Genomic DNA, 24,764 nt, shown 5'->3' with positions numbered 1-24,764 from the left:
GCTCGCCGATGGGTTCTCGTGGGCCCGGGGGGTCATCGGTTCGTGACGCGCCGGGCGAGGCCCCGCCCCGGAGTCGGTCCGGAGCGTTGGCTGCACGACGGGACGGCTTGCGGGCAGGTGTGGTGCTCTGCGTCAGCACTGACCTGAAGTCGTCACGGGACTACATCTTCTGGTGGCCAGTGGTGGCGCTGAAGCCCTGGCGGTGTTGGTCGGACGCCAGGGCTCCGGCCAGTCCATGCTCTCGGGCGTCCCCGAGGTGGAGGCGACCGAAGCGTGCTCCGCATTCTCTTTTCCCTGATGGCCCGGCTACCGGAGAGTGTCCGGCGCCACGTGGTGCGAACCCTGATGGACGGCGTGTGGGATGCGCTGGCGGACGAAGTCGTGGAGGGACGGAGCAACATCCCCGACGTGCCCTGCCTCTACATCTGCAACCACCTGTCCAACGCGGACGGCTTCACGCTGTTCCGCGCGTTCCGTCCCCGGAAGCTGCATTTCCTGGCGGGCGTGAAGCTCCAGAGCACGGTGATGACGCGGCTGGCCTCGGAGGTGATGGACACCATCGCCATCAAGCCCAACTCGCCGGACATCGAGGCGGTGCGCCGGGCGGTGGAGACGCTCAAGGGCGGCAACTCGGTGCTCATCTTCCCGGAAGGGGCGCGCAGCCGGAATGGCGCGTTGCAACAGGCGAAGAAGGGCGTGTCGCTCATCGCCAAGCGCGCGGGCGCGCCGGTGGTGCCGATAGCGCTGATGGGGACGGAGAAGCTGATGCCCATCAACGACTCGGACATGGGCGGCGAGCGGCTGTATCACGCCCACGTCCGTGTGCGGGTGGGCCCCGCGTTCCGCATGGAGGACCTGGAGCCCGAAGTCGTCGGCGCGGAGGACCCCAGGCAGGCGCTGGTGGACGCGATGATGCGCCGGGTGGCCAGGCTCCTGCCTCCCGAGTACCGGGGCGTCTACGCGGATGACGCGCCCCGGGTGCCCCGGCCGCTGGAGTCCGCGGCTCCCGCCGCGGCGCCGCCGTGATTCCGCAATGAGGCGTTGCGGTCGCCACGGGAGCACTGACAATAGGGGTCCCCCGTGACGACCGCCCGCGCCCCTGAACATGTCTATGTCTCCACTCTCCCCGGACTGGAGACCGCGCTGGAAGCGGAGTGCTCCGCGCTGGGCTGGAAGCCCTTCCTCGTCGAAGGCGGTGTGGAGCTCGAAGGGCCCCCGGGGCTGCACCAGGAGGCCAACCTGCGCTTGCGCACGGCGAGCCGGGTGTTGCTGCGGCTGGGCACCTTCCACGCGAGTGACGAGGGGGCGTTGATACGCGGCCTGCGCGGGTTGGACCTGTCACGTACGTGGGACCGGAGCGCGCCGCCCCGGCTCTCGGTGACGCTGCACCGCGCGGGAGTCCCGAGCCAGGGCATCGTGTTCTCCGCGGCGGCGAAGGCCTGGGGACTGGCCGACGTGAGCCGCGCGGGGCCGCTCGATGACGAAGGCGGGCCGGGGCTCACGTTGCTGGTCCGCGTGGAGGGCAATGACTTCACCGTGAGCGCGGACACCAGCGGGGAGCCGCTGCATCGCCGGGGTTATCGCCAGGAGGTGAGCCGCGCGCCCCTTCGGGAGACGCTCGCGGCGGGCCTCTTGATGCTGGCCGGGTATGACGGCACAGAGCCGCTGGTGGACCCGATGTGCGGCTCGGGGACCTTCCTGGTGGAGGGCGCGTGGATGTCCATGCGCCGCGCGCCGGGCCTGCTGCATGGCTTCGCGTTCGAGTCCTTCCCGGGCTTCGACACGAGCGCGTGGGCCGCTCGCAAGGCGCGCGCGGAGGCGGAGTCGCTGCCGGCACCGCGAGCGGCCGTGTATGGCTTTGACATCAACGCGGGTTCGCTGGGCACGGCTCGACGGAATGCACGGCGCGCGGGCATGACGCTCGCGCTGGAGCGCAAGGACTTGCGCACGTTGACGGCGCCCTCGGGTGGGCCTGGGCTGTTGGTCGCGAATCCGCCTTACGGCAAGCGGCTGGGCGAAGGCGAGGACCTGCCCGGCCTCTATCGCGCGCTCGGCAACACGGTTCGCAAGGGCTTCGCGGGCTGGCGCGCTGCATTGATAGTTCCGGATGACTCCGCGCTGGTGAAGGCACTGGAGTTGCCGGGCGCGCGCAGTCTGCCCGTGCGTAACGGCGGGCTGCGCTGCCGGCTGCTGCTGACCTCTTGAGCCGTGCTCGGTGAGGGGCGCGGGTGGGCCCGGATTCGCGGTTTCGCTCCGCGTATGCTCCAGTGGTCGTCCCTGTCAGGTCCACCCCGGCCTCCCCCACCCCACCATGACGACTGGTAGCGATTCGACGCCTCAAGACCTTGGAATGAAGCGCGCGGTCTCCCGCTGGGAACTGGTGGGCTTCTCCATCAACGACGTCATCGGCAGCGGGGTGTATCTCCTGCCCGCCGCGGCCGCGGCCAACCTCGGCTCCGCGAGCACGGGTGCCGTGGTGCTCGCGGGACTGGCCGTGCTGCTGCTCGTGCTGTGTTTCGCGGAGGCCGCCAGCTACTTCGACAAGCCCGGCAGCGCGTACCTCTACACGCGCGAGGCCTTCGGTGAGTTGGTCGGCTTCCAGGTGGGTTGGATGACGTGGCTGGCCCGCGTCTCGTCGGTGGCCTCGCTGTCCGTGGGATTCTCTCGCGCGCTCGGCTACCTGTGGCCCGGCGCCAACGAGGGCCTTGGCCAGGCCTTGGCCATCGCGCTTCCGTTGCTCGCACTCACCGCCATCAACGTCGTTGGTGTGAAGGGTGGTGCGCGCACCGCTGTGTTCCTGGCCATCACCAAGACGGTGCCGCTGCTCATCTTCATCGGCGTGGGCATCTTCTTCGTGTCCACTCCGCTGGCCACCTCGGTGGTCGCGAAGAATGAAGGCAACCTGGGCGCCGCCGTGTTGCTGCTGCTGTTCGCCTACGCGGGCTTCGAGAACACCGCCGCCCCGGCGGGTGAGTTCAAGAACCCGCGCCGGGACGTGCCCTTCGCGCTCATCGTCCAGATTGGCGTCGTCACGCTCATCTACACGGCGGTGCAGTGGGTCGCCCTGGGCACGCTGCCGGGTGTCGTGGACGCGAAGACACCACTCGCGGATGCCGCCGCGCGCTTCCTCGGCGGTTGGGGCGGACTCCTGATGACGGTGGGCGGGGTCCTGTCCATCCTCGGCACCAACAGCAACACGGTGCTCGCGGGGCCGCGTTACCTCTACGCGCTGGCGCAGGACGGCTTTGGCCCGGCGGCGCTCGCCACGCTGCACCCGCGCTACCGCACGCCGATGTTCGCCATCGTGCTGCAGACCGCCATCGCCCTGCCGCTCGCCTTCTCCGGCTCGTTCGAAGTGCTCGCCACGCTCTCCGTTGTGGCTCGACTGGCGACGTACTTCGGAACGGCGGTGGCGGTGCCCGTGCTGAGGCGCAAGCTCCAGCAGCCTGCCAATGCGTTCCGCATCCCCGGGGGACCGGTGATTCCCATCGCCGCCGCCTCGCTGTGTGTCGTGTTCGCACTGAGCGCCGAGCGAAAGAACCTCATCGCCGGGGCCATCGCGCTCGCCGTCGGCTTCGTGCTGTATCGCTTCCAGCGCAAGCCGGACGGCAAGGCCGCGCTCGAGTAACCCAGGGCGTGCCTGGCTCCCGGGCCCGTTCGCCGGGGGCCCGGGTTTCATGCTAGCGGTGAGCGCGTGGACGCGCGTGTCACCCTCTTCGAGCCCCGGACGAGTCCTCCCGAGGAGGGAGGCAGCTTTCCCAGTCCCTTCGACGAGTTGGAGCCTTCGACGCTGGCTCGACAGGCGGCGGAGGTGCTTCAAGCGGAGCTGCGCTCGGGGCACCTCGCTCCGGACGTACCCACGTCCCTCTTGGAGAATCCCGAGGGCGGGAAGATGTTCGGCGTGCTCGTGGTGCGCCTGCCGGATGGACGCATCGGGTTCCTGCGGGCCTTCTCGGGGATGCTCGCCGGACGCTGGGATGTGGAGGGCTTCGTTCCACCCCTGTTCGACCGCGAGGCGCGCGCGCACCTGGAGCCCACGGGCGAGGTGACGGTGAAGGCGCTGCTGGCTCGGTATGAGGCACTGAGTACAGCGCCCGAATTCCTCGAACTACGTACCGCGCAGGCGGCCCAGTCGGCCCGACACACGGCGGAGCTTTCGGCACTGCGTGAGCGACACGAGGCCAAGCGCAAGCAACGTCATGCGCGCCGGGATGAACTCACCCGGAATCAGCCAGCGCATTCTGGGGAAGGCGTCAGCACGGAGCAACGCGCCGCGCTCCACGCGCTCGACCAGGAGAGCCGAGGAGACAAGGCCGAGCGCAGAAGGCTGGAGGCCACCCATGCGGAAGAGCGACAGCGAATCGAGCCAAAGCTCGCACGGCTGGAGCGACGACTGCGTGCCGTGGAGCGCCTGCGCCACATGGTGAGCCGTGCGCTCATGCGGCGCATCCACGACACCTACGCCATCACCAGTGCGATTGGTGAGCGTCGCCTCCTGCGAACTCTGTACGAGCGCGGCCAACCTCCCTCCGGCGCCGCGGACTGCGCCGCGCCCAAGTTGCTCGCGTATGCGTATGCCCATGGGCTGCGCCCTCTCGCGCTCGCGGAGTTCTGGTGGGGCTCGGCGCCTCCGGCGGGAGGACGTGTCTCCGGCGCGTACTACGCCGCGTGTCGCGACAAGTGCGGCCCGCTGCTCCCCTTCATGTTGGAGGGACTCCAGGTCGCGCCTCCTCGAATCTTCTCACCGCCCCCCTCGGCCCCTGGGGCGCTGACGGTGCTGTTCGAAGACCCGTGGCTCGTCGTCATCAACAAGCCCCATGGGCTGCTGTCCGTGCCGGGACGCGAGGAGTCGCTCACGGACTCCGTGCTCACGCGACTGAAGGCCCGACATCCCCAGGCCACGGGCCCGCTCCTGGTGCACCGGCTGGACCTGGACACGTCGGGGCTGCTCGTCGCGGCGCTCGACTCACGCACGCATGCGTCGCTGCAGAGTCAGTTCGTGCACCGTGAAGTGCGGAAGCGTTACGTGGCGTGGGTGGACGGACACGTGCGGGAGGACCAGGGCCGCATCGACTTCCCGATGCGCGTCGACCTGAACGACAGGCCTCGACAGATTCACGACCCGGTCCACGGCAAGTCCGCCGTGACGGAGTGGCGCGTCCTCGAACGGCGTGAAGGACGGACCCGCGTGGCCTTCTTCCCGCTCACGGGGAGGACACATCAACTCCGGGTCCATGCCTCGCATCCACTCGGGCTCGGAGCGCCCATCGTCGGAGACCGGCTCTACGGCCGCGACGGCGAACGCCTCATGCTCCACGCGGAGTCGCTCACCTTCCAGCATCCAAGGACAGGAGAGAGCATCACCTTCGACTGCCCAGCACCCTTCTGACTCTCCAGTCGCGTGGCTCGTGCGCAACGAGGAGGCCCTTCACGAGCCTCCTCGTCACACGCTCAGCCCTCGACAGTCGGCGCTGCTTCCTCTTCGGAAGACACCATCTGCGGCGCCTCGGGCAGTGGCTCGACAGGGACCGCGCCGCCCACGGACGCAGCGGGCTTCACGCCCAGCTCCCGCGTCAGCTTCGGATTCACGCCCGTCTCCGCCAACAACCGCTCGAGCTGAATCCGCGCCCGCCGATTGTCCCGGTGCACCCGCCGCGCGAGGATCAACTCGTTCTTCAACGAGTGCTCCCAGCCCGTCAGCTCCGTCACCGTCACCTGATATCCGAACGACTCCAGCGTCAGCGCGCGGATGACGTTCGTCAGGTGCGAGCCGAACTCGCGCCGGTGCCACGCATGCGCGTACAACAGGCCCATGCTCCCGTGCGCCGCCTGGCGATTCTCCTTCAACTGCGCGGCCACCTCCGCCTGACAGCACGGCACCACCGCGACGTGGTCCGCGCCATGACGGACGGCCGCGATGAGCGCGTCGTCCGTGGCCGTGTCACACGCATGCAGCGCCATCAGCAGATGGATGCGCTCCGGATACGCGGCCTGGTCGATGTGCGCCGTCTGGAACTGCATCCGCGAGAAGCCCAGCCGCTCGGCACGCCCCTTCGCGCGCTCCGTCAGCTCCGGACGCCCTTCCACCGACAGCAACGTGCCCGCGGCGACATCCTTCAGGAACAGCTCGTAGAGCACGAACCCCAGGTACGCGTTGCCACTGCCCGCATCCACGAACACGGAGGACTCGGGGTGGCGCGCCTTCACGTCCTCCACCGCCGGGCGCAACAGCCCCATCAGGTGGTTGACCTGCTTGAGCTTGCGCAGCGCATCCGCGTTGAGGTGGCCCTCGCGCGTGAGCAGGTGCAGCTCGCGCAAGAGCGCCTGCGACTGGTCCGGCAGGAGCTCCCGCCGGACCTGCGAAGCCTTGACGTTGCGCCTCAGATGGACACCACCTCGAGGACCTCGGGAATGATCTCCCGCAGGCGCCCCTCGATGCCCATCTTCAGTGTCGCCGTCGACGACGGACAGCCCGCGCACGAACCCTTCATGTGCAGGTAGACGATGCCGTCCTCGAAGCGGTCCAAGGTGATGTCGCCGCCGTCCATCGCGACCGCCGGACGAATCTCCGCGTCCAGGATGTCCCGGATGCGGGCCTCCACCGAGCCACCACCGTCGCTCGCCGTCGCCTGACGCGCCGCCGCGATCGCCTCTTCGTCCACCACCGGCTCGTTCGCCGTCAGGTGCGTATCCAGGGTCTCCATCACCTGGTCATTCAGCTCGTCCCACTCACCCTCATCCCCCTTCGTCACCGTCACGAAGTTGGTGCCAATCATCACCGCCGTCACACCGCGCACGTCCATGAGCTTGCGCGCGAGGGGGGACTTCGCCAGGGCATCCTGGGGATTCGTGATACTCACCGCGCCGCCCGCCAACAGCTTCCGATCCACCACGTACTTCAGCGTGCTCGGGTTGGGGGTCCATTCCAGCTGGATGTTCACCGACATGCAGTTCTCCTCGGTCCTCTCCTCTAAGGCGCTCGCGGCCCCATAGCAACCCGACCCTCGGGGAATCAAACCTCCGCTCCCCTCCCCGCCACGTCCGCTCCCCCTGTCTCATCGGGGAATAAAAGAACAGCCCGAATTCGCGGCAGAATCGGAACTCCACTATGGTGGACGGACCTCCGCGCCCCCTGTGAGCCTCACATGGCCATCAGTCCCCTGCGCCGTCCCACCGAGCAGCCCCAGCCTCCGCCGCCCCGCATTCCCGGAAGCGTGCTGGAGGGACTGTTCGTGCGGGGGCTGAAGGTCTCGGGCCGGTTCGCGGAGGAGCTGGCCCTGCTGGGCTACGACATCAAGAAGCCGGAGATGGACTACCCCGTCCAGGTCTGGCAGCGCACGGCGGCCCTGGCGCGCCAGGAGGCCTTCGGCGAGCTGAGTGATGAGGAGGGCTACCGGCAGGTCGGTCGCACGCTCGTCAACGGCTTCGCGGAGACGCTGGTGGGACGCGTGGCGGCGGTGGCCCTGCCCATGATTGGCCCCGCGCGCGCCGCGGAGCGCATCCCCCGGTATCTGGCGATGATGGGCCGCGCCGACATCGAAATCACCATGTCCCCGGTGGGCGAGCGGGGCCGGCGGCTGCACATCACCGACCGATACAACCGACCGGACCTGATGGCCGGCGGCCTGGAGCGGATGTTGGAACTGGCCAACGCCCAGCCCCGAATCACGGTAGAGGAGCGCAGCGCGGACGGTTACCGTCTGTTGGTCCGCTGGTAACTCGCGCCCGGGTCGTCGACGGCGCCCACTGGAGCGCCCATGTCCTACCCTCCCCGACTCGCCCACCTCGCCACTCGCGCCGTGGTGGTCGCCAAGCTGGCCCCCACCTACGCCCAGGCGCACCAGATCGACGAGGAGGAGGCCGGGCAGCGGCTCTCCGCCGCCCTCGCCGGAAGGATGCTGCCCGCGCTGCTGGAGTCCGCGTGGGCCGCCATGAAGGGCTCCACGAAGCGGCTCAACGACGACGGGCTCCTGGAGAAGGTCGCCACCACCCTGGGGGACCGTCCCACCCGCCCGGGCCGCGTGGCGCCCGCGTCTCCCGCCTGGAGCGCGTTCCTCGTCCTGGCGGACCTGGAGGCCGGCACCGCCAGCGACGCGGCCCGCCGGGTCATGGAGACCGAGGAGGGACGTCGTCGAGGCGACGCTGGCCTGGCCGAAGCGGGCCGCTTCCTTGCCGCCGAATTGACACGCGGGAAGTAGCGGCCGGCCGGGCGTGGCGAGGGGGGGCCGCCGTCGTTATAGGCTGGCCCCGAAACCACCTCGCGCCGACGCCGATGTCCACCCCGCTGCCCACCACCCTGCGCATCCTGACCTCCATCCACGAGGTGCCCGCGTCCCTCTGGGACGGGCTCGTGGACGAGGCGGCAGTGCCCTTCCTGGAGTGGGCCTTCCTGGCCGCGCTCGAGGACAGCGGCAGCGCGGTGCCGGAGCGCGGCTGGCACCCCCGGCACCTGACGCTGTGGCGCGGCTCGCGCCTCGTCGCCGCCGCGCCCGCGTACCTCAAGGACGACAGCCAGGGCGAGTTCGTCTTCGACGCGCCCTGGGCCACCGCCGCCGAGCGCGCGGGCCTGCGCTACTACCCGAAGCTCGTCTTCACCGTCCCCTTCACTCCCGCCACCGGCCGGCGCGTGCTGGTGGCCCCCGGCGAGGACCGCGCCGCCCGCGAGGCGGAGCTGTATGCGGGTGCCCTGGAGTTCGCCCGCGCCGAGCACCTCTCCGGCATCCACGTCCTCTTCCCCACCGAGGAGGAGCTGCCCACGCTGGAGGCCCAGGGCTTCGCCCTGCGGCTGGGCGTCCAGTACCAGTGGCAGAACGCCGGCTACCGGACGATGGAGGACTTCCTCGCCCGCTTCCACTCCAAGCGGCGCAACCAGGTGCGGCGCGAGCTGCGAGCCCCCTCCGAGCAGGGCCTGACGCTGCGCACCGTGCGGGGCGAGGCCCTTCAGTCGGTGGACGTGGACACGCTGCACCGCCTCTACGTCTCCACGGTGGACAAGTACCCGTGGGGCGCGCGCTTCCTCACCCGCGACTTCTTCGCGCGGATGGTCGCCCACTTCCGGCACCGCTGCGAGCTGGTGGAGGCCCGGAGGGAAGGGGCCCTGGTGGCCGGCGCGTTCAATTTCAGGGCGCCACAGGTCCTCTACGGCCGTTATTGGGGATGCTTCGAGGAGCATCCATTCCTTCACTTCAACGTCTGCCTCTACCACCCCGTGGCGGAGGCCATTGAACAGGGCCTGACGCGGTTCGAGCCCGGCGCTGGCGGAGAGCACAAGCTCACCCGAGGCTTCGAGCCCCGCCTCACGTACAGTGCCCACCTGCTCCTCCACCCGGGGTTGGAGCGGGCGGTGCGTGGCTTCCTGGAGCACGAGCGGGCAGCCGTCCGGGGAGGGCTGCCCCAGTGGCGGGCGGAGACGGGTTTCAAGGGAGAGGCCTGAAACGGCCCGCTTCCGAGGTCATCAAAGGGAGTCCGACAGACTTATGGCGCAGAAGGACGAGCACGACAGCTCCGTCGTCACGGAGACCGTACCCAAGCAGAAGCTCAAGAAACCGACGCTCTACAAGGTGCTTCTGCACAACGACAATTACACGACGCGTGAGTTCGTGGTGGCCGTCCTGAAGGAGGTCTTCCACAAGTCGGAGTCGGATGCCGTGCAGATCATGCTGCACATTCATTACAACGGAGTCGGAGTGGCCGGCGTCTATACGTTCGAGGTCGCCGAGACGAAGCTCAAGACGGTGGAGGCCGCGGCTCGGGACAATGGGTTCCCGCTTCGGCTCTCCATGGAACCCGAGGAAGGTTGAACCGTGGCAGGACCGCTGATTGCCAAAGAGTTGCAGGCCAGCTTCCGCACCGCCCTGGAAGAGGCGCGGAAGATGAGCCACGAGTACCTGACGCTGGAACACCTGCTCCTCGCGCTCACCAAGGACTCGCGCACGCGCGAAGTCTTGAAGGCGTGTGGGGCCAACGTGAAGCGCCTCCAGGAGCGGCTCGTCTCCTTCCTGGAGGAGACAGTCGAGCGCCTGCCGGACGGGGTGGAGGCCGAGCCGCAGCAGACGATTGGAGTGGAGCGCGTGCTCCACCGCGCCGCCATGCACGCCCTGTCCGCCGAGCAGAAGCTCATCGACGGGGGCGACGTGCTGGTGGCCCTCTTCCGTGAGGAGGAGAGCCAGGCCCTCTACCTGCTCCAGCAGGAGGGAGTCACCCGGCTCGACTTGCTCAACTACATCTCCCACGGCATCTCCAAGGACGAGGAGGCCGGCGAGGACGACGCGTCCGAGGGCGCCCAGGGAGGAAATGCGCCCGCGGGTGACGACGACGAAGGGGAGTCCCCGCGCAAGAACCCGCTGGAGGTCTACACCACCCAGCTCAACATCGAGGCCAAGGAGGGTCGCATCGACCCGCTCATCGGCCGCGACAAGGAGCTGGAGCGCACCATCCAGGTGCTCAGCCGCCGCCGGAAGAACAACCCGCTCTACGTGGGCGAGGCGGGCGTGGGCAAGACGGCCATCGCCGAAGGGCTGGCGCTCTACATCCACGAGGGCCGCGTCCCGGAGCCGCTGAAGAACGCCGTCGTCTACTCGCTCGACATGGGCTCGCTGCTCGCGGGCACCAAGTTCCGCGGCCAGTTCGAGGAGCGGCTCAAGGGCGTGCTCAAGGCGCTTCAGGAGAAGAAGGACGCCATCCTCTTCATCGACGAAATCCACACGATTGTCGGCGCGGGCGCCACCAGTGGCGGCTCCATGGATGCGTCCAACATCCTCAAGCCGGCGCTCGCGAGCGGGAAGCTGCGCTGCATCGGCTCGACGACGTACCAGGAGTTCAAGTCGTCCTTCGAGAAGGACCGCGCGCTGTCGCGGCGCTTCCAGAAGATTGAGGTCGCCGAGCCCTCCGTCGAGGACACCGTCCTCATCCTGGAGGGGCTGAAGAGCCGCTACGAGGAGCACCACGGGGTGAAGTACACGCCCGAGGCGATTCGCGCGGCGGCGGAGCTGGCGGCCAAGCACATCAATGACCGCTTCCTGCCGGACAAGGCCATCGACGTCATCGACGAGACGGGCGCGGCGGAGAAGCTCAAGCCGGACGGCGTGCGCACCAACACCGTCACCGGCGCGGACGTGGAGGCCGTCGTCGCGAAGATGGCGAAGATTCCCGCCAAGAGCGTGTCCGCCAGCGAAGGCGTCCAGCTCCAGAATCTGGAGAAGGAGTTGCAGGCGGTCATCTTCGGGCAGGACAGCGCCATCAAGGACCTGGTCGGCGCCATCAAGCTGGCGCGCTCGGGGTTGCGTGCGCCGGAGAAGCCCATCGGCTCGTTCCTCTTCTCGGGCCCCACGGGCGTGGGCAAGACGGAGCTGGCCAAGCAGCTCGCGCAGACGTTGGGCGTGGAGTTCCTGCGCTACGACATGAGCGAGTACTCGGAGAAGCACACGGTGAGCCGGCTCATCGGCGCGCCGCCGGGCTACGTCGGGTTCGACCAGGGCGGCCTGCTCACGGACGCGGTGCGCAAGCATCCGTACGCCGTGGTGGTGCTGGATGAAATCGAGAAGGCCCACCCGGACCTCTTCAACATCCTGCTCCAGGTGATGGACCACGCGACGCTGACGGACAACAACGGCCGTAAGGCCGACTTCCGCAACATCGTCCTCATCCTCACCACCAACGCGGGTGCCCAGGAGATGAGCACCAAGTCCATCGGCTTCGGTGACATGACGAAGCCGGCCGACGCGATGCGCGCGAAGAAGGCGATTGAGCGCACCTTCACGCCGGAGTTCCGCAACCGGCTGGACGGGTGGATTCTCTTCTCCGGCCTGCCGCCCGACATCATCCTCAAGGTGGTCGACAAGGAGGTCCGCCTCCTCCAGAAGATGCTGGACGAGAAGAAGGTGAAGCTGGAGCTGACGCCGGCCGCCCGCGCATGGCTGGCCGAGCATGGTTATGACCCGGCCTTCGGTGCCCGGCCCATGGCCCGCCTCGTGGACAACGCGCTGAAGAAGCTCCTCGCGGAGGCGCTGCTCTTCGGCGATTTGAAGAACGGCGGCACCGCCCGCTACGACGTGGACCCGGCTGGCGAGGGGCTCAAGCTCCAGGCGATTGCAGTGCAGCCCGAGCCCGCGCTGGCGTAGTCGGCGCTCCGCGGACGTCCTGAAATGAAGAGGCCCCGATTCCCAGGTGAGGGAGTCGGGGCCTCTTCGCTTCCAGGGTGCTTCGCTGGAAGGAGCTACTCGACGCGGTAGATTTTCACCGCGCTGGAGAGCTGCTCGGAGATGATTTGCAGCGTGGTGGCCGCCTCGCCCGTGGAGCCGATGCGGGCCACCGTCTCGTCCATCATCTTGGAGAGGTCATTCACCGCCAGGGTGATTTGGTTGATGCCCACGTTCTGCTGGCTCACGGCGGCGGCAATCTGACGGACGGCGGCGGCGTTGTCCTGGACGATGGAGGACAGCTCGCGCAGGTTCTGCCCGCTGGTGCGCACCTGAGCCAGGCCCGCCTCCATGCGCTCCGCGCCGCGCTCGGTGATTCGCACCGCGGCCGTCACCGAGTTGGCGATGTCGTCGAGCAGCTCCCGCACCCGCGTCGTGGCTTGGATGGACTGGTCCGCCAGCGCGCGGATTTCGCGCGCCACCACACCGAAGCCCTTGCCGTGCTCGCCCGAGCGCACCGACTCAATCGCCGCGTTGAGCGCGAGCATGTTGGACTGGTCCGCCAGGTCCTTCACCGTCTGGGTGATGCCGCCAATCTGCTGCGTGCGCTCGCCCAGCTCCAGAATCTTCTGGGCAATCTCGCCCACCTGGACGCGGATGTCGTTGAGGCCCGCCATCGTCTGCTCAATCGCGGCCTCACCTGAGCGGGCCAGCGCGTCCGCGCGCTCCGCCACGGACAGCACGCTCTCCGCCTTCTGAGCGGCCAGCATGGAGGTCTGCTTGATTTCCTGCGCGGTGACTTGCGTCTCCTGGAGCGCGGCGGCCTGACGGGAGATGGTCTGCGCCTGGTCCGTGGAGGAGGTGTTGAGGTGCTCGGTGGACTGAGTGAGCGCCTGCGCCGCCTGCTGGAGGTTGAGCGTCACCTCGCGCAGCCGGCCCACCATCTGAGCGAAGGAGTTGGCCAACCGGCCCACCTCGTCGCCGCTCTTCACCTGGATGGGACGGGTGAGGTCCCCGGACTCGACGATGTGGCCGGCCACTTCCGTCAGCTCGCGCATGGGCCGGACGATGCTGCGCCCGAAGGCCGCCGCCACCGCCACGCCCAGCGCCACCAGCAGGAGCGCGAAGCCCACCATCCGCCAGCGCAGCGCGGACACCAACTGGTCGATGTGGTCCACGGAGATGCCCACGTGCACCGCGCCCAGCCGGCCATCGGCCACCGGCGCCAGCACGTTCATCGCGTGGAGCGTCCTCCCCTCGGACTCCACTTCCAACACTGCGCCCCAGCCCGTCTCCGCGCTCACCATGCCTTGCGCCGCCGTCGACTCCTTCAGCGACTGCGGGAAGGCACCGGGGAGGCTGTGGGCCGTGACGTTGCCGGTGACGTCCGTCAGGAAGACGTACGTGACGTCCTCGCTGGTGTGAGAGACGTTCACCAGGGGCTGGAGCGCGGCGATACCCGACGTCACGCCCTGCTCGGCCGCCACCGCGAGGGTGCGGGCCAGCAGCTGGCCCTCGCCCATGTGGCTGTCGATGAGGTCGGCCTCCAGCCGCCGCGTGGCGATGCCGGTGAGGATGGCGGCCACCGTGGCGCTGACGAGCGTGGTGACGAGGACGAGCTTCGGCGCCAACCCGAGCGACTGACGGAACTGCTGGCCAAGCTGCGTGGTGAACGAGGTCTGTTCGGTGCTCACGGCATCACCACCCGGAAAACTTCGGGACGACGCCCGCGCGGACGCGGGGCGAAAGCGAACGACTCGGGACAATCATGCACGTGTGCGGTCACCGGCCCACCCCACCCTCTCCGCGCCCACCGGAGCGGAAGTTGGGAGGGATGCAGCTCTGGAGGATGAGGTCCGGAACCGAGGCCAACGGCACGCCCTGGTCCGTGGCGCGCAGTTCCAACGCCGCGCGCGGCATTCCATAGACGACTGACGTCGCCTCGTCCTGGGAGAAGGTGACGCCCCCCGCGTTGCGGATGGCCAACAGGCCCCGCGCGCCGTCCTCGCCCATGCCGGTGAGCACCACGCCACCGCTGCGCCGGCCGAACGCCGAGGCCAGCGACGACAGCAGCACGTCCCCGTTGGGACAGGGGCCACCCCGGCTGCGCTGCATGCGCGCGAGGCCCGCGGAGTCCACCAGCAAGTCCTGCCCATCCTGCGGGAAGTACACCCGGCCCGGCTCCAGCCGCTCGCCGTCGCGGGCCACGTCCACCGTCAGCGGCGTCACCTGCGACAGCCAGCGCACCATGCCCTGGGTGAAGCCCACGGTGATGTGCTGGGCGACGAGGATGGGCACCGGCAAATCCCGGGGCAGCTTGGACAAGAGTTCCGCCAGCGCGGGCGGACCTCCCGTGGAGGCCACCACGCCGAAGACGTCCACCCTCGCGCCGATGGGCGGCGGCGTCACCGAGCCGGTGCGCTGGCGGCGGGAGATGACGGGCACCTCCGCCATCAGGCACACCGAGTGGGCCAGCTCCCGGCCCCACCGGCGCAGCTCCTCCACGTTGGTGACGTTGGGCTTGCCGATGAGCTCCAGCGCTCCGGCGCTCATCGCTTGAAAGCCCAGGTCCACGCCGCGCTGCTCCGCCACGGCGCTCACCACAATCACCCGCGCGGGGGACTGGGACATGATGGCGGCGATTGCCGCCGGCCCGTCCAGGCCCGGAAGCAACAGGTCCATGGTGATGACATCCGGACGGAGCAGTCGCGCGAGCTGCACCGCGCGGTTGCCGTCCCCAGCCCGACCGACGACCTCGATGCGCGAGTCCTCGGTGAGCAGGGCCGTCAGCGTATTGGCCATGGTGGGCGAGTCGTCCACCACCAGCACGCGAATGGTGCGCCGGGTGTTCATGCGCGCGCTCCCCTGCGACTCATCACGTCGAGCACCTCGGCGAGCAGCCGACCCGCGGCACACTCGCGCTTGCTGAGATAGCCATCCGCGCCCGCCGCCATGCCCCGCTCCCTCGCGGCGGCACTGTCATGCGCGGAGACGAGGATGACGGGCAACGACGACGTCTCCTTCTTCTCGCGCAGGCGGGCGATGAGCTGCGTTCCGTCCATCTCCTCCATGTCCAGGTCGCAGATGACGACGTCGTACGTGTCCGTCGCCAACCGGTCCAGGGCGCGTGCGCCACTGGCCGCCAGGTGCACGCTGAAGCCACCCGCCTCCAGCATGGCCCGGTGCAGCGCTCGCGCGGTGAGCGAGTCATCCACCACCAGCGCCCGGCGCTGCGCGGTCACCGCGGCCTGCCCCGTCTCCGTCACCAGCCAGTCCGGCCGGCAGATGAGCAAGAGCTCTCCCCGGCTCAACGTCGCCGCGCCCTGCCACGCGGGCACGTCCCGCACCTCGGACGGCAGCGGGCGGATGACCAGGTCCTTGTCTCCCACCACCGCGTCCACGCCCAGCGCCACGCGCTTGCCACCACTCTGGACGATGAGCAGCGGCTGGCCTTCCGCGGGAGGCGCCAGGGCCCTCAGGCCCAGCCGCGCGCCCAGGTCCACCACCGGCAACAACTGGCCCTGGTATTCCAGGTGCGCCTTGCGCTTGCCGATGCGCAGCGAGTCCGCCCGCGCCAACTGCGTGGCCTCCACCGCCAGCATCGGCAGGCCGACGAGCTGCTCCAGCGCGCGCACCACCAGCACCGGCGAGCTGCCCAGGTCCACCGGCAGCGTCATCACGAAGCGCGTGCCCTGGCCCGGCGTGCTGTTCACCTCGATGCGGCCCTGCAGCGCCTCCACCGACGCGCGCACCGCGTCCAGGCCCACGCCCCGGCCGGACGTGTCCGTCACGTCGCTGCGGGTGCTGAAGCCCGGGCGGAAGATGAGGTCTCTCACCTGGTTCTCGTTGAGCCGCTCCGCCTCGTCGGAGGTGACGACGCCGCGCGACTCCGCCACCTTGCGCACGCGCATCACATCGATGCCCGAGCCGTCGTCCGAGCACTCCAGGAACAGCAGGTTTCCCTGCTGCTCGATTCGCAGCGTGAGCGCGCCCTCCTGGTGCTTGCCCGCCTTCTCGCGCTGGGACGGCAACTCCAGGCCGTGGTCCACCGCGTTGCGCAACAGGTGCACCAGCGCGCCCTGGAGCTTCTCCAACAGGCGCCTGTCCAGCGACAGCTCCGAGCCCACCACGGACAGCCGGGCCTCCTTGCCCAGTTGGCGCGACAAGTCCCGCACCATGCGCTGGAGCGGATCCAGAATCGTGCGCACCGGGCGCGTGGTGATGGCCTTCAGGCCCTCCTCCAGCGCGTCGACGATGTCGCTCGTCTCCTCGCCGTCGGTGCGCAACAGGCGCGAGGTGCCCGCGAGCAGCGTGCGGGCCTCGGCCGTCTCCGCCAAGAGGCCCTGCTTGGCCAGCACCGTCACCACGCGGTCCAGCTCGCGGCCCCGCTCCTCCACGCGCAGTCGGACCTCGCGCAGCCGCTCCACCTCGCGCATCAGCGACGTCACCTGCCGCACGCTGACCCGCCAGCCCGTGTCCGCCGACTCCGGCTGCGCGTCCTGGTTCATCGCCGACGAGGACTCCACCAGCGCGCTCTCCTCGGGCGTCGCGAGCGGCGCGGCCTCGGCGGACGAGGACTGGGGGGCCTGGCCCGAGGCCTGAGGTCCCACCGTCTCCGGCGCGGGCCCCTCCGCCACGAGCTGCGCCAGCGCGGCGGCCGGGTCCGGCAGCGCGTCACCCCGCCCGTCCGCATGGGCCTGGGCGCGCAGCATGAAGAGGTCCAGGCCGTGCAACAGCACGTCCACCACGGACCGGGGCATCTTGCGCGAGCTGGCCTTCAGCGGCGCGAGCGCGTCCTCCAGCTTGTGGGCGATGTCGCCCAGGTCTTGAAGGCCCAGACTGGAGGCACTGCCCTTGAGGGTGTGCAGGTGCCGGCCCAGCCGGACGTAGACCTTGGCGAGCGCCGTCGAATCCAGGCCATCGCGCTCCAGCTCCAGCAGGTCCATGGTGACCTTCTGGATGACCTCCTGGGCCTCCACGGCGAAGCCCGTGACGAGCCCCTGCAGCATCGGGTCAACGGGCATTGCGTCCTCCCGTCGAGCGCGGGTTGAACAGGCGCTTGAGGTCGATGAGGTGGATGAGCTGGCGGTCCTGGGTGAAGACCTCCATCACCGGCCCCTCGGCGCGCACTCGCGCGGCCTCCACCACGCTCGCGGGCAACGTGGTGGGACGGGGAATGGCCTCGCAGTCCAGCGCGCACAGCTCGCCGTCGCCCCGGTCCACCACCAGCAACACCGCGGGGTCCTGCCGCCAGCCGTGGCCGCCCAGCATGGACGCGAGGCTGAGCGCGGAGAGCACCTGGCCCTGGAAGCGCAGGACGCCGACGACGTGGGGCGCCGACAGGGGCACCGGCGTCACCATGCGCAGGGGCAGCGCCGCGCGGAGCATCTCCAGCGAGAGGGCGTAGCGCTCTTCACCGAGCGGGAACTCGGCGATCCAATGCACCGCCTCCTCGACAGTGGTTTCCGCCTGCTCCCGGAGCCGTGACGCGCGCCGCTCCAGCAGCTCCGCCGCCTCCTGCTCCTGAGCCTCCTCCATGTTCCGAGGAAGGATTTTCATTCGAGCGCCCCCAGGTTGAGGTAGGCGTCAGCGGACGCCTGATAGAACCGCGCCGGAAGGGCCTCTGGCCCGTCCACGAGCTGGTCCGGTGGAAGACGCTCGGCGCGCACCCGCAGGGCACGCATCAGCGGCATCGCCGCCTCGCGCGCCCCGGAGCGCTCGCGCAACAGCGCCAGCTCCAGCAGTCCCGGCAGATAGTCCGGCGCCTGTCGCACCAGCGACTCCAGCACCGCCGACGCACCATCCACGTCACCCTCCTCGATTCGCTCCAGCGCCGTCAGGTGAAGCCGCGCCGGCGGGGGCGGCGGCGTCACCTCCACGCGCACCGGCACCGGCGTCACCATGGGGCGGCGGATGAGCGGCTTGGGCGGCGCCTCGCGCTCCACGAAGCGCGGCACGGGCGGGGGCGTGATGCCCTCCCCCGGCCCCAGGAGCCGGAACGTCTGCAACTCCGGCGTGCCCTCGCGAACCATGCCCGCGGGCACCCGGTCCGCCTCCACCGCGCCCAGGAAGAGCAGCCCGCCGGGGTTGAGCGCCCGGGCCAGGAGGGCGATGGCCGCTTCCCGCGCGGCCACGGAGAAGTAGGTGAGCACGTTGCGGCAGAAGATGAAGTCGAAGCGGCCGAACCTGTCGGACAGCGGCGCCAGGAGGTTGGACTGCGCGAAGGAGGTGATGCGCCGGATGACGGGCAGGATGACGACCTGCCGGTCCACGCCGTCCAGGTAGAGCGGGAAGAGCCGGGGCGCCGACTCGCGCCGGGACCAGGTGCCGTAGGTGGCGCGTCGCGCCGTCTCCAGGCTGGCCTCGTGCAGGTCCGTGCCCAACACCTCCACCGGGAAGCCATGGGGCACCGAGGCATGCAGCGCCGCGGCCAGTGAGTACGCCTCTTCTCCCGTGGCGCAGCCCGCGCTCCAGCCCCGCAGCGCCAGCGAGCCCCGGCGCAGGGCCGCGGGCACGCCTTCATGGGAGAGGTAGCGGAAGTGCTCGGGCTGGCGGAAGAAGTACGTCTCCCCCACCAGCGCCGCGCGCACCAGCGTGCCGGACAGGGGCGACTGGGGGAACAGCATCTCCCCCAACAGGTCCGCGGAAGAGCGGCCCCGCGCGAGCTCTCCACGCACGACGCGCTCCATCGCCTCGGTGGCGATGGCGTCGTCGCGGAAGCCGGTGATGGATGAGACCACCTCCCGCGCTCGGGTCAACAGCCGCGGGTCGAGCTCTGCGCTCATGCGCTCCGTCCAGCCTCCGCGGCCTCGACCAGCCGGGGCAGCTCACGCAGCAGTCCGCGCGCGACGAACACCCGGGGGTCCAGGATGGGCAGCAGGTGGCCACCCGAGCGCAGCATGCCGATGAGGCCGTCTCGCAGCGGGCCATGGTCCGCGCCCCCCACGCGCTCGCGCCGCTCGATGTCCGTCGCCGCGTACTCCTCCGGGTCCTTCACCGTGTCCACCGCGAGCGCCAGCGCCACCCCGTCCACCTGGATGACCACCAGCATCCGCTCCACCCGAGGCAGCGAGTGCTCCACGCTCAGCCGCCTGGCCACGTCCAGCACGCACAGCGCCTCGCCCCGCACCTCCACGTATTCGCGCAGGTACGAGGGCGCCGTGGGCAACGGCCGCGTCGCCGGGTGCAGCAGCACCTCTCGCACCGAGTCCAGCGGCACCGCGAACTCCAGCGTGCCCACCGTCACCCGCAGCACCAGGAGCGAGCCGGTGCGCGCGCGCCGCCGCGAGTTGGCCAGCGCCTCACCCACCGCGTGCAACAGCTCGTCCGCGCGGAAGGGCTTGGCCAGGAACGTCTCCGCCCCCAGCCCGATGCACGCCTCCGCGCGGGACTTCTCCGAGGAGATGATGATGACGGGGATGTCCACCGTGGCGGAGTCGGACTTCATCCGCTGGAGGACCTCGTCGCCGTCCATCTCCGGCATGGACAGGTCCAACAACACCGCGGCGGGCCGCAGGCGGGTGACCTTCTCCAGCGCCTCGCGGCCATTGCTCGCCGTGTGGATGGTGTAGTGGCCGGAGAGGATGGCGCGCTCGAGCGCCAGGATGGCGTCGCTGTCGTCGACGAGCAGCAGGGACGGCAGGCTCACGGCATCAGGCCTTGGACAGGAACTGACGGACGGTCTCCGTCAACTCGTGGTGGGACACCGGCTTCTGGATGAAGGCGTTGGCGCCCGCCTCCGTGCCGCGCTGGCGCAGGTCCACGCTCTTCTCCGCCGTCAACAGGAGGATGGGCACGTCGCGAAGCTGCTTGTTGCGGCTGGCCCGCACCTCCTTGACGAAGGTGATGCCATCCATGCCCGGCATGTTGATGTCCGCGATGACCAGATTCACGGGGACGAGGTTGAGGATCTTCAATGCCCGAGTGGCATCGTCCGCCTCCAGCGCCTCCACTCGGAGGTTCATGAGGTAGATTTTGACGATGTTCCGAACGGTCGGGCTGTCGTCCACCAGCAAGACCTTGGTGCTGTTGGTGCTCACGGTGCCACGGCTCCTGCGCAAAGGCTCGCCCACGCGGCGGGACACCCTCACGAAACGTTGGAGACTCTACCGTGACGGCTCACACGGTAGATAGCGGGGGGGAGTGCCCGCCGTGACAGCAGGCGGGCAGGTGTCGGATGACCTCGGGGTTTGCCTCCTCCGGCCTACTCGCCAGACGGCTTGGAGGCTGCGGGCTCCGCCCCCTCGTCCGCCTTGAGGTCCACCGGCGGCGCGCCAATGGCGTGATAGCCACCGTCCACGTGGATCATTTCGCCCGTGGTGGAGGGCAACCAGTCCGACAGCAGGGCGCAGGCGGTCTTGGACACCATGTCGTGGCTGTCCTTGGAGTTCCAGCCCAGGGGGGCCTGCTTGCCCCAGCCCTGCTCCAGCGCCTTGAAGCCTGGAATCCCCTTGGCCGCCATGGTGGCCAGGGGACCCGCGGCCAGGATGTTCACCCGGATGCCCTTGGGGCCCAAATCGCGCGCCAGGTAGCGGGCGGTGGACTCCAGCGCGGCCTTGCACACCCCCATCCAGTCATAGATGGGCCACGCCACGTTCTGGTTGTCGAAGTCCAGCGCGACGATGGAGCCACCCCGGGGCATCAGCGGCATGCACGCCACCGCGAGCTCCTTGAGGGAGAACGCGGAGATGCGGAACGCCGTCTGGACACTCTCCCAGGGCGTGTTGAGGAAGTTGCCGCCCAGGGCGTCATCCGGGGCATAGCCGATGCTGTGCAGCACCCCGTCCACCTGGCCCCAGCGCTGCTTGAGCGACTCCGTGAGCGCCGTGAAGTGGGCGGGGTTCGTGACATCCAGCTCCAGCACCTCGGTCCCCGGCTTGAGGCGCTTGGCGCTCCGCTCGGTGAGGGACTTGGCCCGGCCAAAGCCGGTGAGGACGATTTCCGCGCCCTGCGCGAGCGCGTGCTCGGCGATTCCGAAGGCGAGGGACTGGGGAGTCAGGACCCCGGTGATGAGCAGCTTCTTGCCCTGGAGCAGCATGGTCGGCGGCCTCGTGGGGAGAGGAAGGGGTGGGGAGCGCGCTGTCTAGCACTCCTTTCGCCCGGAACGGGAGGAAGCGGGATTCCAGACCTTGAGAATTCCAGGGCTGAAGCTGCGCTCAACAGGGGCATCAATCCTCCTGCTCCCCTGGCCGCGCCAGGACCCCTGGGGTGCCACCGAGGCTCAACAAAGATGCCGCGAAAAACCCCCAACGGGGCGACCTTCCAGTAAAAGACGACACCGCCATGGCGAACTTCCAGGACACGTTCCTTTCCGGCGCCAACATCGACTTCATCGAGGGGCTCTACGCCCGCTATCTCGAGGACCCCGCCAGCGTGGATTCAAGCTGGCGCGAGGTGTTCGAGCGAAACGATGGCGCCGGCCGTCCCATCTTCAACACGAAGCTGCTGGAGGCCCCCACGCCCGCCGCACCCGCGGGCAAGGCCAATGGCAAGGCCGCCGCCGCCCAGACGCCCGCGCCGGCCGCCGCCGCCGTGCCTCCCGCGAGCACGGCGCAGGCCCAGGCGCTGGAGCTGCAGTCGAAGGTGGACCAGGCGCTGTTCGCCTTCCGCCTGCGCGGCCACCTGCGCGCGAACCTGGATCCGCTGGGTCGCCCGCGTCCCGCGCTGGAGCACGTGGCGGATGTGGGCATGGTGGACGACAGCCACTTCTCCGCGCGCGAGCGTGAGCAGGAGGTGGAGAGCAGCAACACCTTCCCGCAGCAGCGCGTGAAGCTCGGCGACCTGCTCTCGCGCCTGCACAAGACGTACACCGGCAGCATCGGCGTGGAGGTGATGCAGATCCTCGACAGCCAGCGCCGCCGTTGGCTGATGCAGCGGATGGAGCACAGCGAGAACCGCACGGACTTCTCCGTGGAGGACCAGCGCCACCTGCTCACCAAGCTCTCCTACGCGGAGGGCTTCGAGAACTTCCTCCACACCAAGTACGTGGGCGCCAAGCGCTTCAGCCTGGACGGCGGCGAGGCCCTCATCCCGATGCTGGACGCCATCGCCGAGGTCGGCGCCGGCATGGGTCTGAAGGAAGTCGTCATCGGCATGGCCCACCGCGGCCGCCTCAACGTGCTGACGAACATCCTGGGCAAGCAGCCCAGCCAGATCTTCAGCGAGTTCGACGGCCCCAAGGACCCCAAGGCGTACCTGGGCCGCGGCGACGTGAAGTACCACATGGGTTTCTCGTCGGACCACACCACGCGCCAGGGCAAGAACGTCCACCTGTCGCTGGCCTTCAATCCCAGCCATCTGGAGGCCGTGAATCCCGTGGTGGAGGGCCGCGTGCGCGCCAAGCAGGAGCGCGGCGGCGACACCGAGCGCGTGGGCGTGATGCCCCTGCTCATCCACGGCGACGCGGCCTTCATGGGCCAGGGCGTCGTCGCGGAGACGCTCAACCTGTCCGGCCTCAAGGGCTACGCCACCGGCGGCACCATCCACGTCGTCATCAACAACCAGGTCGGCTTCACCACCGACCCGCATGACTCCCGCTCCTCCATCTACGCGACGGCGATTGCCCAGATGCTGGACATCCCCATCTTCCACGTGAATGGAGATGACCCGGAGGCGTGCGTCCACGTGGCGCGGCTGGCGGCGGAGTACCGGCAGACGTTCCACAGCGACGTGGTCATCGACCTCATCTGCTACCGCCGCTACGGCCACAACGAGGGTGACGACCCGTCCTTCACCCAGCCGGCGATGTACGACCTCATCCGCAAGCACCCGACGGTGCGCACGCTCTACGCGAAGGCGCTGGCGGAGCAGGGGCGGATTTCGGCGGAGGACTCGGAGGCCATCAAGCAGCGCTGCCTCCAGGAGTTCGACGCGGCGCTCGTCCGCGCGCGCCAGGAGAGCCAGTTCAAGGAGCCCAGCGCGCTGGAGGGATTGTGGAAGCCCTACCAGGGCGGCTCGGTGAAGAACGCGCCCCAGGTCGCCACCCGCGTGGACAAGGCGAAGCTGCGCGACGCGCTCCAGCGGCTGTGCACGGTGCCGGAGGGCTTCCACGTCCACCGCGACGTGGAGCGCACCGTCATCAAGAAGCGCCTGGGCATGCTGGACAGCGAGGAGTTGCAGTGGAGCGAGGGCGAGACGCTCGCCTACGCCACCCTGCTCGCGGACGGCCACCCGGTGCGCCTGTCCGGCCAGGACTGCGAGCGCGGCACGTTCAGCCACCGCCACGCGGTGCTGCACGACGTGCAGACGGGCGAGGAGTACACGCCGCTCAAGCAGTTCTCCACGGGCCGCGCCAGCTTCCAGGTCGTCAACAGCGCCCTGTCGGAGATGGGCGTGCTGGGCTTCGAGTACGGCTACAGCCTGGACGTGCCGGACGGCCTCACCATCTGGGAGGCCCAGTTCGGTGACTTCGCCAACGGCGCTCAAATCATCATCGACCAGTTCATCGCGGCGGCGGAGAGCAAGTGGCGCCGGCTCAGCGGCATCACCCTGCTGCTCCCGCACAGCTACGAGGGCCAGGGCCCCGAGCACTCCAGCGCGCGTCTGGAGCGCTTCCTCGACTTGTCCGCCGAGGACAACATCCAGGTCTGCTACCCCACCACGCCCGCGCAGATCTTCCACCTCCTGCGCCGTCAGGTGCTGCGCCCGGTGCGCAAGCCCCTGGTCATCATGTCGCCCAAGAGCCTGCTGCGCCGCCCGGAGGCGACCAGCAAGCTGGACGAGCTGGCCACGGGCTCCTTCCAGGAGGTCATCCTGGACAAGGTCGCCCCCGAGGGCGTGACGCGGCTCCTGCTGTGCAGCGGCAAGGTCTATTACGACCTGGTGAAGGCCCGGGACGAGCGCAAGGACGACAGCATCGCCATCGTCCGGCTGGAGCAGCTCTACCCGTTCCCCTTCGACGAGCTGGCCAACCTGGTGGGCAAGCTGCCGAAGCTCGCGGAGGTCTTCTGGGTGCAGGAGGAGCCCCGGAACGCCGGCGCGTGGCACTTCATGTTCCCGCGACTGCACGACCTGGCGTCGTCGCGCTCGCAGCAGCAGGTGAAGTTGGGCTACATCGGCCGCGCGGAGGCCGCCAGCCCCGCCACCGGCTTCCCCAAGACTCACGAAATCGAGCAGCAGCTCATCATCGAGGAAGCCATCTTCCGAGGGACCAAGAATGGCCGTTGAACTGAAAGTGCCGCCGCTGGGCGAGTCCATCACCGAAGCGGTCGTCGGCAAGTGGAACAAGAAGCAGGGTGATGCGGTGTCCGCGGACGAGCCGCTCGTCGTCCTGGAGACCGACAAGGTCACCATCGACGTGCCCTCGCCCTCGGCCGGCTCCCTGGCCAGCGTCGCCTTCAAGGAGGGTGACAAGGTGCGCGTGGGTGACGTGCTCGGCCTCATCACCGAGGCCGGTGCCGGCGCTCCCGCCGCGAAGCCCGCGGCCGCTGCTCCCGCCGCCGCGCCGGCCCCCGTCGCCGCCGCTCCCGCCGATGCTGGCGCGGACGCGCGGATGACGCCCACCGCCCGGAAGATGGCGGAGGAGAACAAGCTGGACGTCACCCAGCTCAAGGGCAGCGGCACCGCCGGCCGCATCACCAAGGAGGACGTGCTCGGTCAGCTCAACCGCCCGGCCGCGCCCTCCCAGCC

The 24,764-nt window shown here is 69.4% G+C and carries 21 protein-coding genes; 11 read left to right on the top strand and 10 right to left on the bottom strand.

All coding sequences use genetic code 11. From position 1 onward, the window contains the following. Positions 1 to 273: 273 nt before the first annotated feature. The 4 genes from HUW62_RS25655 (at position 274) to HUW62_RS25640 (ending at position 5,389) form a co-directional block, all read left to right on the top strand. A complete protein-coding gene (locus HUW62_RS25655; protein ID WP_163870101.1) occupies positions 274 to 1,026 on the top strand; it encodes a 1-acyl-sn-glycerol-3-phosphate acyltransferase in 753 nt (250 codons plus the stop codon). A 54-nt stretch (positions 1,027 to 1,080) separates the two neighbouring features. After that, positions 1,081 to 2,205 (top strand): class I SAM-dependent RNA methyltransferase, encoded by a 1,125-nt coding sequence (locus HUW62_RS25650; RefSeq protein ID WP_163870100.1) that lies wholly within the window; start codon positions 1,081 to 1,083, stop codon positions 2,203 to 2,205. Positions 2,206 to 2,350: 145 nt separating this feature from the next. Then, the gene (locus HUW62_RS25645; protein WP_205522832.1) at positions 2,351 to 3,628 is read left to right on the top strand and encodes an APC family permease; all 1,278 of its coding nucleotides are present in this window, start codon (positions 2,351 to 2,353) and stop codon (positions 3,626 to 3,628) included. Positions 3,629 to 3,694: 66 nt separating this feature from the next. Further along, positions 3,695 to 5,389, top strand: a complete 1,695-nt coding sequence (locus HUW62_RS25640) for a pseudouridine synthase (protein WP_176435882.1) — start codon at positions 3,695 to 3,697, stop codon at positions 5,387 to 5,389. A gap of 62 nt (positions 5,390 to 5,451) precedes the next feature. Here HUW62_RS25640 and HUW62_RS25635 read toward each other — a convergent pair whose 3' ends face one another. Further along, complete coding sequence (locus HUW62_RS25635) at positions 5,452 to 6,267, bottom strand: SAM-dependent methyltransferase (protein WP_255203637.1); 816 nt, start codon at positions 6,265 to 6,267, stop codon at positions 5,452 to 5,454. A 113-nt stretch (positions 6,268 to 6,380) separates the two neighbouring features. Further along, on the bottom strand, positions 6,381 to 6,947 hold the full coding sequence (locus tag HUW62_RS25630) for a NifU family protein (RefSeq protein WP_163870097.1): 567 nt from the start codon (positions 6,945 to 6,947) through the stop codon (positions 6,381 to 6,383). Between the two features lie 198 nt (positions 6,948 to 7,145). Here HUW62_RS25630 and HUW62_RS25625 point away from each other — a divergent pair, with 198 nt between their 5' ends. The 5 genes from HUW62_RS25625 (at position 7,146) to clpA (ending at position 12,119) form a co-directional block, all read left to right on the top strand. Continuing rightward, entirely contained in the window at positions 7,146 to 7,718 is a 573-nt protein-coding gene (locus tag HUW62_RS25625; protein ID WP_176435880.1) for a DUF2378 family protein, read from the top strand. Positions 7,719 to 7,757: 39 nt separating this feature from the next. After that, positions 7,758 to 8,198 carry a hypothetical protein gene (locus tag HUW62_RS25620; protein ID WP_163870095.1) on the top strand — a complete coding sequence of 147 codons (441 nt, stop codon included), beginning with the start codon at positions 7,758 to 7,760 and terminating at the stop codon, positions 8,196 to 8,198. 74 nt (positions 8,199 to 8,272) lie between these two features. Then, positions 8,273 to 9,433 (top strand): GNAT family N-acetyltransferase, encoded by a 1,161-nt coding sequence (locus HUW62_RS25615; protein ID WP_176435879.1) that lies wholly within the window; start codon positions 8,273 to 8,275, stop codon positions 9,431 to 9,433. A 43-nt stretch (positions 9,434 to 9,476) separates the two neighbouring features. Further along, positions 9,477 to 9,800: an ATP-dependent Clp protease adaptor ClpS gene (locus HUW62_RS25610; RefSeq protein ID WP_163870093.1), complete on the top strand. Its 324-nt coding sequence runs from the start codon at positions 9,477 to 9,479 to the stop codon at positions 9,798 to 9,800. Between the two features lie 3 nt (positions 9,801 to 9,803). Continuing rightward, complete coding sequence (clpA, locus tag HUW62_RS25605) at positions 9,804 to 12,119, top strand: ATP-dependent Clp protease ATP-binding subunit ClpA (protein WP_163870092.1); 2,316 nt, start codon at positions 9,804 to 9,806, stop codon at positions 12,117 to 12,119. A gap of 95 nt (positions 12,120 to 12,214) precedes the next feature. Here clpA and HUW62_RS25600 read toward each other — a convergent pair whose 3' ends face one another. The 8 genes from HUW62_RS25600 to fabI all read right to left on the bottom strand — a co-directional run bounded on the left by HUW62_RS25600 (position 12,215) and on the right by fabI (position 21,174). Beyond that, on the bottom strand, positions 12,215 to 13,831 hold the full coding sequence (locus HUW62_RS25600) for a methyl-accepting chemotaxis protein (protein WP_163870091.1): 1,617 nt from the start codon (positions 13,829 to 13,831) through the stop codon (positions 12,215 to 12,217). A gap of 88 nt (positions 13,832 to 13,919) precedes the next feature. Then, positions 13,920 to 14,990 carry a chemotaxis protein CheB gene (locus HUW62_RS25595; RefSeq protein ID WP_163870090.1) on the bottom strand — a complete coding sequence of 357 codons (1,071 nt, stop codon included), beginning with the start codon at positions 14,988 to 14,990 and terminating at the stop codon, positions 13,920 to 13,922. Then, positions 14,987 to 17,161 (bottom strand): response regulator, encoded by a 2,175-nt coding sequence (locus HUW62_RS25590; RefSeq protein WP_163870089.1) that lies wholly within the window; start codon positions 17,159 to 17,161, stop codon positions 14,987 to 14,989. Before HUW62_RS25590 ends, HUW62_RS25595 begins: the two co-directional genes overlap by 4 nt. Beyond that, complete coding sequence (locus HUW62_RS25585; RefSeq protein WP_163870088.1) at positions 17,151 to 17,696, bottom strand: chemotaxis protein CheW; 546 nt, start codon at positions 17,694 to 17,696, stop codon at positions 17,151 to 17,153. Before HUW62_RS25585 ends, HUW62_RS25590 begins: the two co-directional genes overlap by 11 nt. Beyond that, positions 17,693 to 18,922 carry a protein-glutamate O-methyltransferase CheR gene (locus HUW62_RS25580; protein WP_163870087.1) on the bottom strand — a complete coding sequence of 410 codons (1,230 nt, stop codon included), beginning with the start codon at positions 18,920 to 18,922 and terminating at the stop codon, positions 17,693 to 17,695. The genes HUW62_RS25585 and HUW62_RS25580 overlap by 4 nt, the downstream gene beginning before the upstream one ends. Then, complete coding sequence (locus HUW62_RS25575; RefSeq protein ID WP_163870086.1) at positions 18,919 to 19,785, bottom strand: response regulator; 867 nt, start codon at positions 19,783 to 19,785, stop codon at positions 18,919 to 18,921. The genes HUW62_RS25580 and HUW62_RS25575 overlap by 4 nt, the downstream gene beginning before the upstream one ends. 4 nt (positions 19,786 to 19,789) lie before the next feature. After that, the gene (locus HUW62_RS25570) at positions 19,790 to 20,176 is read right to left on the bottom strand and encodes a response regulator (RefSeq protein WP_163870085.1); all 387 of its coding nucleotides are present in this window, start codon (positions 20,174 to 20,176) and stop codon (positions 19,790 to 19,792) included. A 164-nt stretch (positions 20,177 to 20,340) separates the two neighbouring features. Next, entirely contained in the window at positions 20,341 to 21,174 is an 834-nt protein-coding gene (fabI, locus tag HUW62_RS25565; RefSeq protein WP_176435878.1) for an enoyl-ACP reductase FabI, read from the bottom strand. Positions 21,175 to 21,419: 245 nt separating this feature from the next. Between fabI and HUW62_RS25560 the strand changes: the two genes are divergently transcribed. Next, on the top strand, positions 21,420 to 24,302 hold the full coding sequence (locus HUW62_RS25560; protein WP_163870083.1) for a 2-oxoglutarate dehydrogenase E1 component: 2,883 nt from the start codon (positions 21,420 to 21,422) through the stop codon (positions 24,300 to 24,302). Then, positions 24,292 to 24,764: biotin/lipoyl-containing protein (locus HUW62_RS25555; RefSeq protein WP_176435877.1), on the top strand; the 473-nt coding region annotated here is incomplete at its 3' end. The genes HUW62_RS25560 and HUW62_RS25555, both read left to right, overlap by 11 nt.

It is taken from the genome of Myxococcus sp. AM011 (assembly GCF_013372595.1).
GTDB classification, from domain to species: Bacteria; Myxococcota; Myxococcia; order Myxococcales; family Myxococcaceae; genus Myxococcus; species Myxococcus eversor.
Note: the sequence above shows the minus strand (reverse complement) of the source record. Positions and strands in the feature narration are given on the sequence as shown.

What these genes read in the sequence shown, in the direction of transcription:
- HUW62_RS25610 (WP_163870093.1), top strand. Translation starts at nt 9,477, where the DNA reads ATGGCGCAGAAGGACGAGCACGACAGCTCCGTCGTCACGGAGACCGTA.
- HUW62_RS25595 (WP_163870090.1), bottom strand. Translation starts at nt 14,990, where the DNA reads ATGAACACCCGGCGCACCATTCGCGTGCTGGTGGTGGACGACTCGCCC.
- HUW62_RS25580 (WP_163870087.1), bottom strand. Translation starts at nt 18,922, where the DNA reads ATGAGCGCAGAGCTCGACCCGCGGCTGTTGACCCGAGCGCGGGAGGTG.
- HUW62_RS25590 (WP_163870089.1), bottom strand. Translation starts at nt 17,161, where the DNA reads ATGCCCGTTGACCCGATGCTGCAGGGGCTCGTCACGGGCTTCGCCGTG.
- HUW62_RS25630 (WP_163870097.1), bottom strand. Translation starts at nt 6,947, where the DNA reads ATGTCGGTGAACATCCAGCTGGAATGGACCCCCAACCCGAGCACGCTG.
- fabI (WP_176435878.1), bottom strand. Translation starts at nt 21,174, where the DNA reads ATGCTGCTCCAGGGCAAGAAGCTGCTCATCACCGGGGTCCTGACTCCC.
- HUW62_RS25620 (WP_163870095.1), top strand. Translation starts at nt 7,758, where the DNA reads ATGTCCTACCCTCCCCGACTCGCCCACCTCGCCACTCGCGCCGTGGTG.
- HUW62_RS25560 (WP_163870083.1), top strand. Translation starts at nt 21,420, where the DNA reads ATGGCGAACTTCCAGGACACGTTCCTTTCCGGCGCCAACATCGACTTC.
- HUW62_RS25625 (WP_176435880.1), top strand. Translation starts at nt 7,146, where the DNA reads ATGGCCATCAGTCCCCTGCGCCGTCCCACCGAGCAGCCCCAGCCTCCG.
- HUW62_RS25585 (WP_163870088.1), bottom strand. Translation starts at nt 17,696, where the DNA reads ATGAAAATCCTTCCTCGGAACATGGAGGAGGCTCAGGAGCAGGAGGCG.
- HUW62_RS25645 (WP_205522832.1), top strand. Translation starts at nt 2,351, where the DNA reads ATGAAGCGCGCGGTCTCCCGCTGGGAACTGGTGGGCTTCTCCATCAAC.
- HUW62_RS25615 (WP_176435879.1), top strand. Translation starts at nt 8,273, where the DNA reads ATGTCCACCCCGCTGCCCACCACCCTGCGCATCCTGACCTCCATCCAC.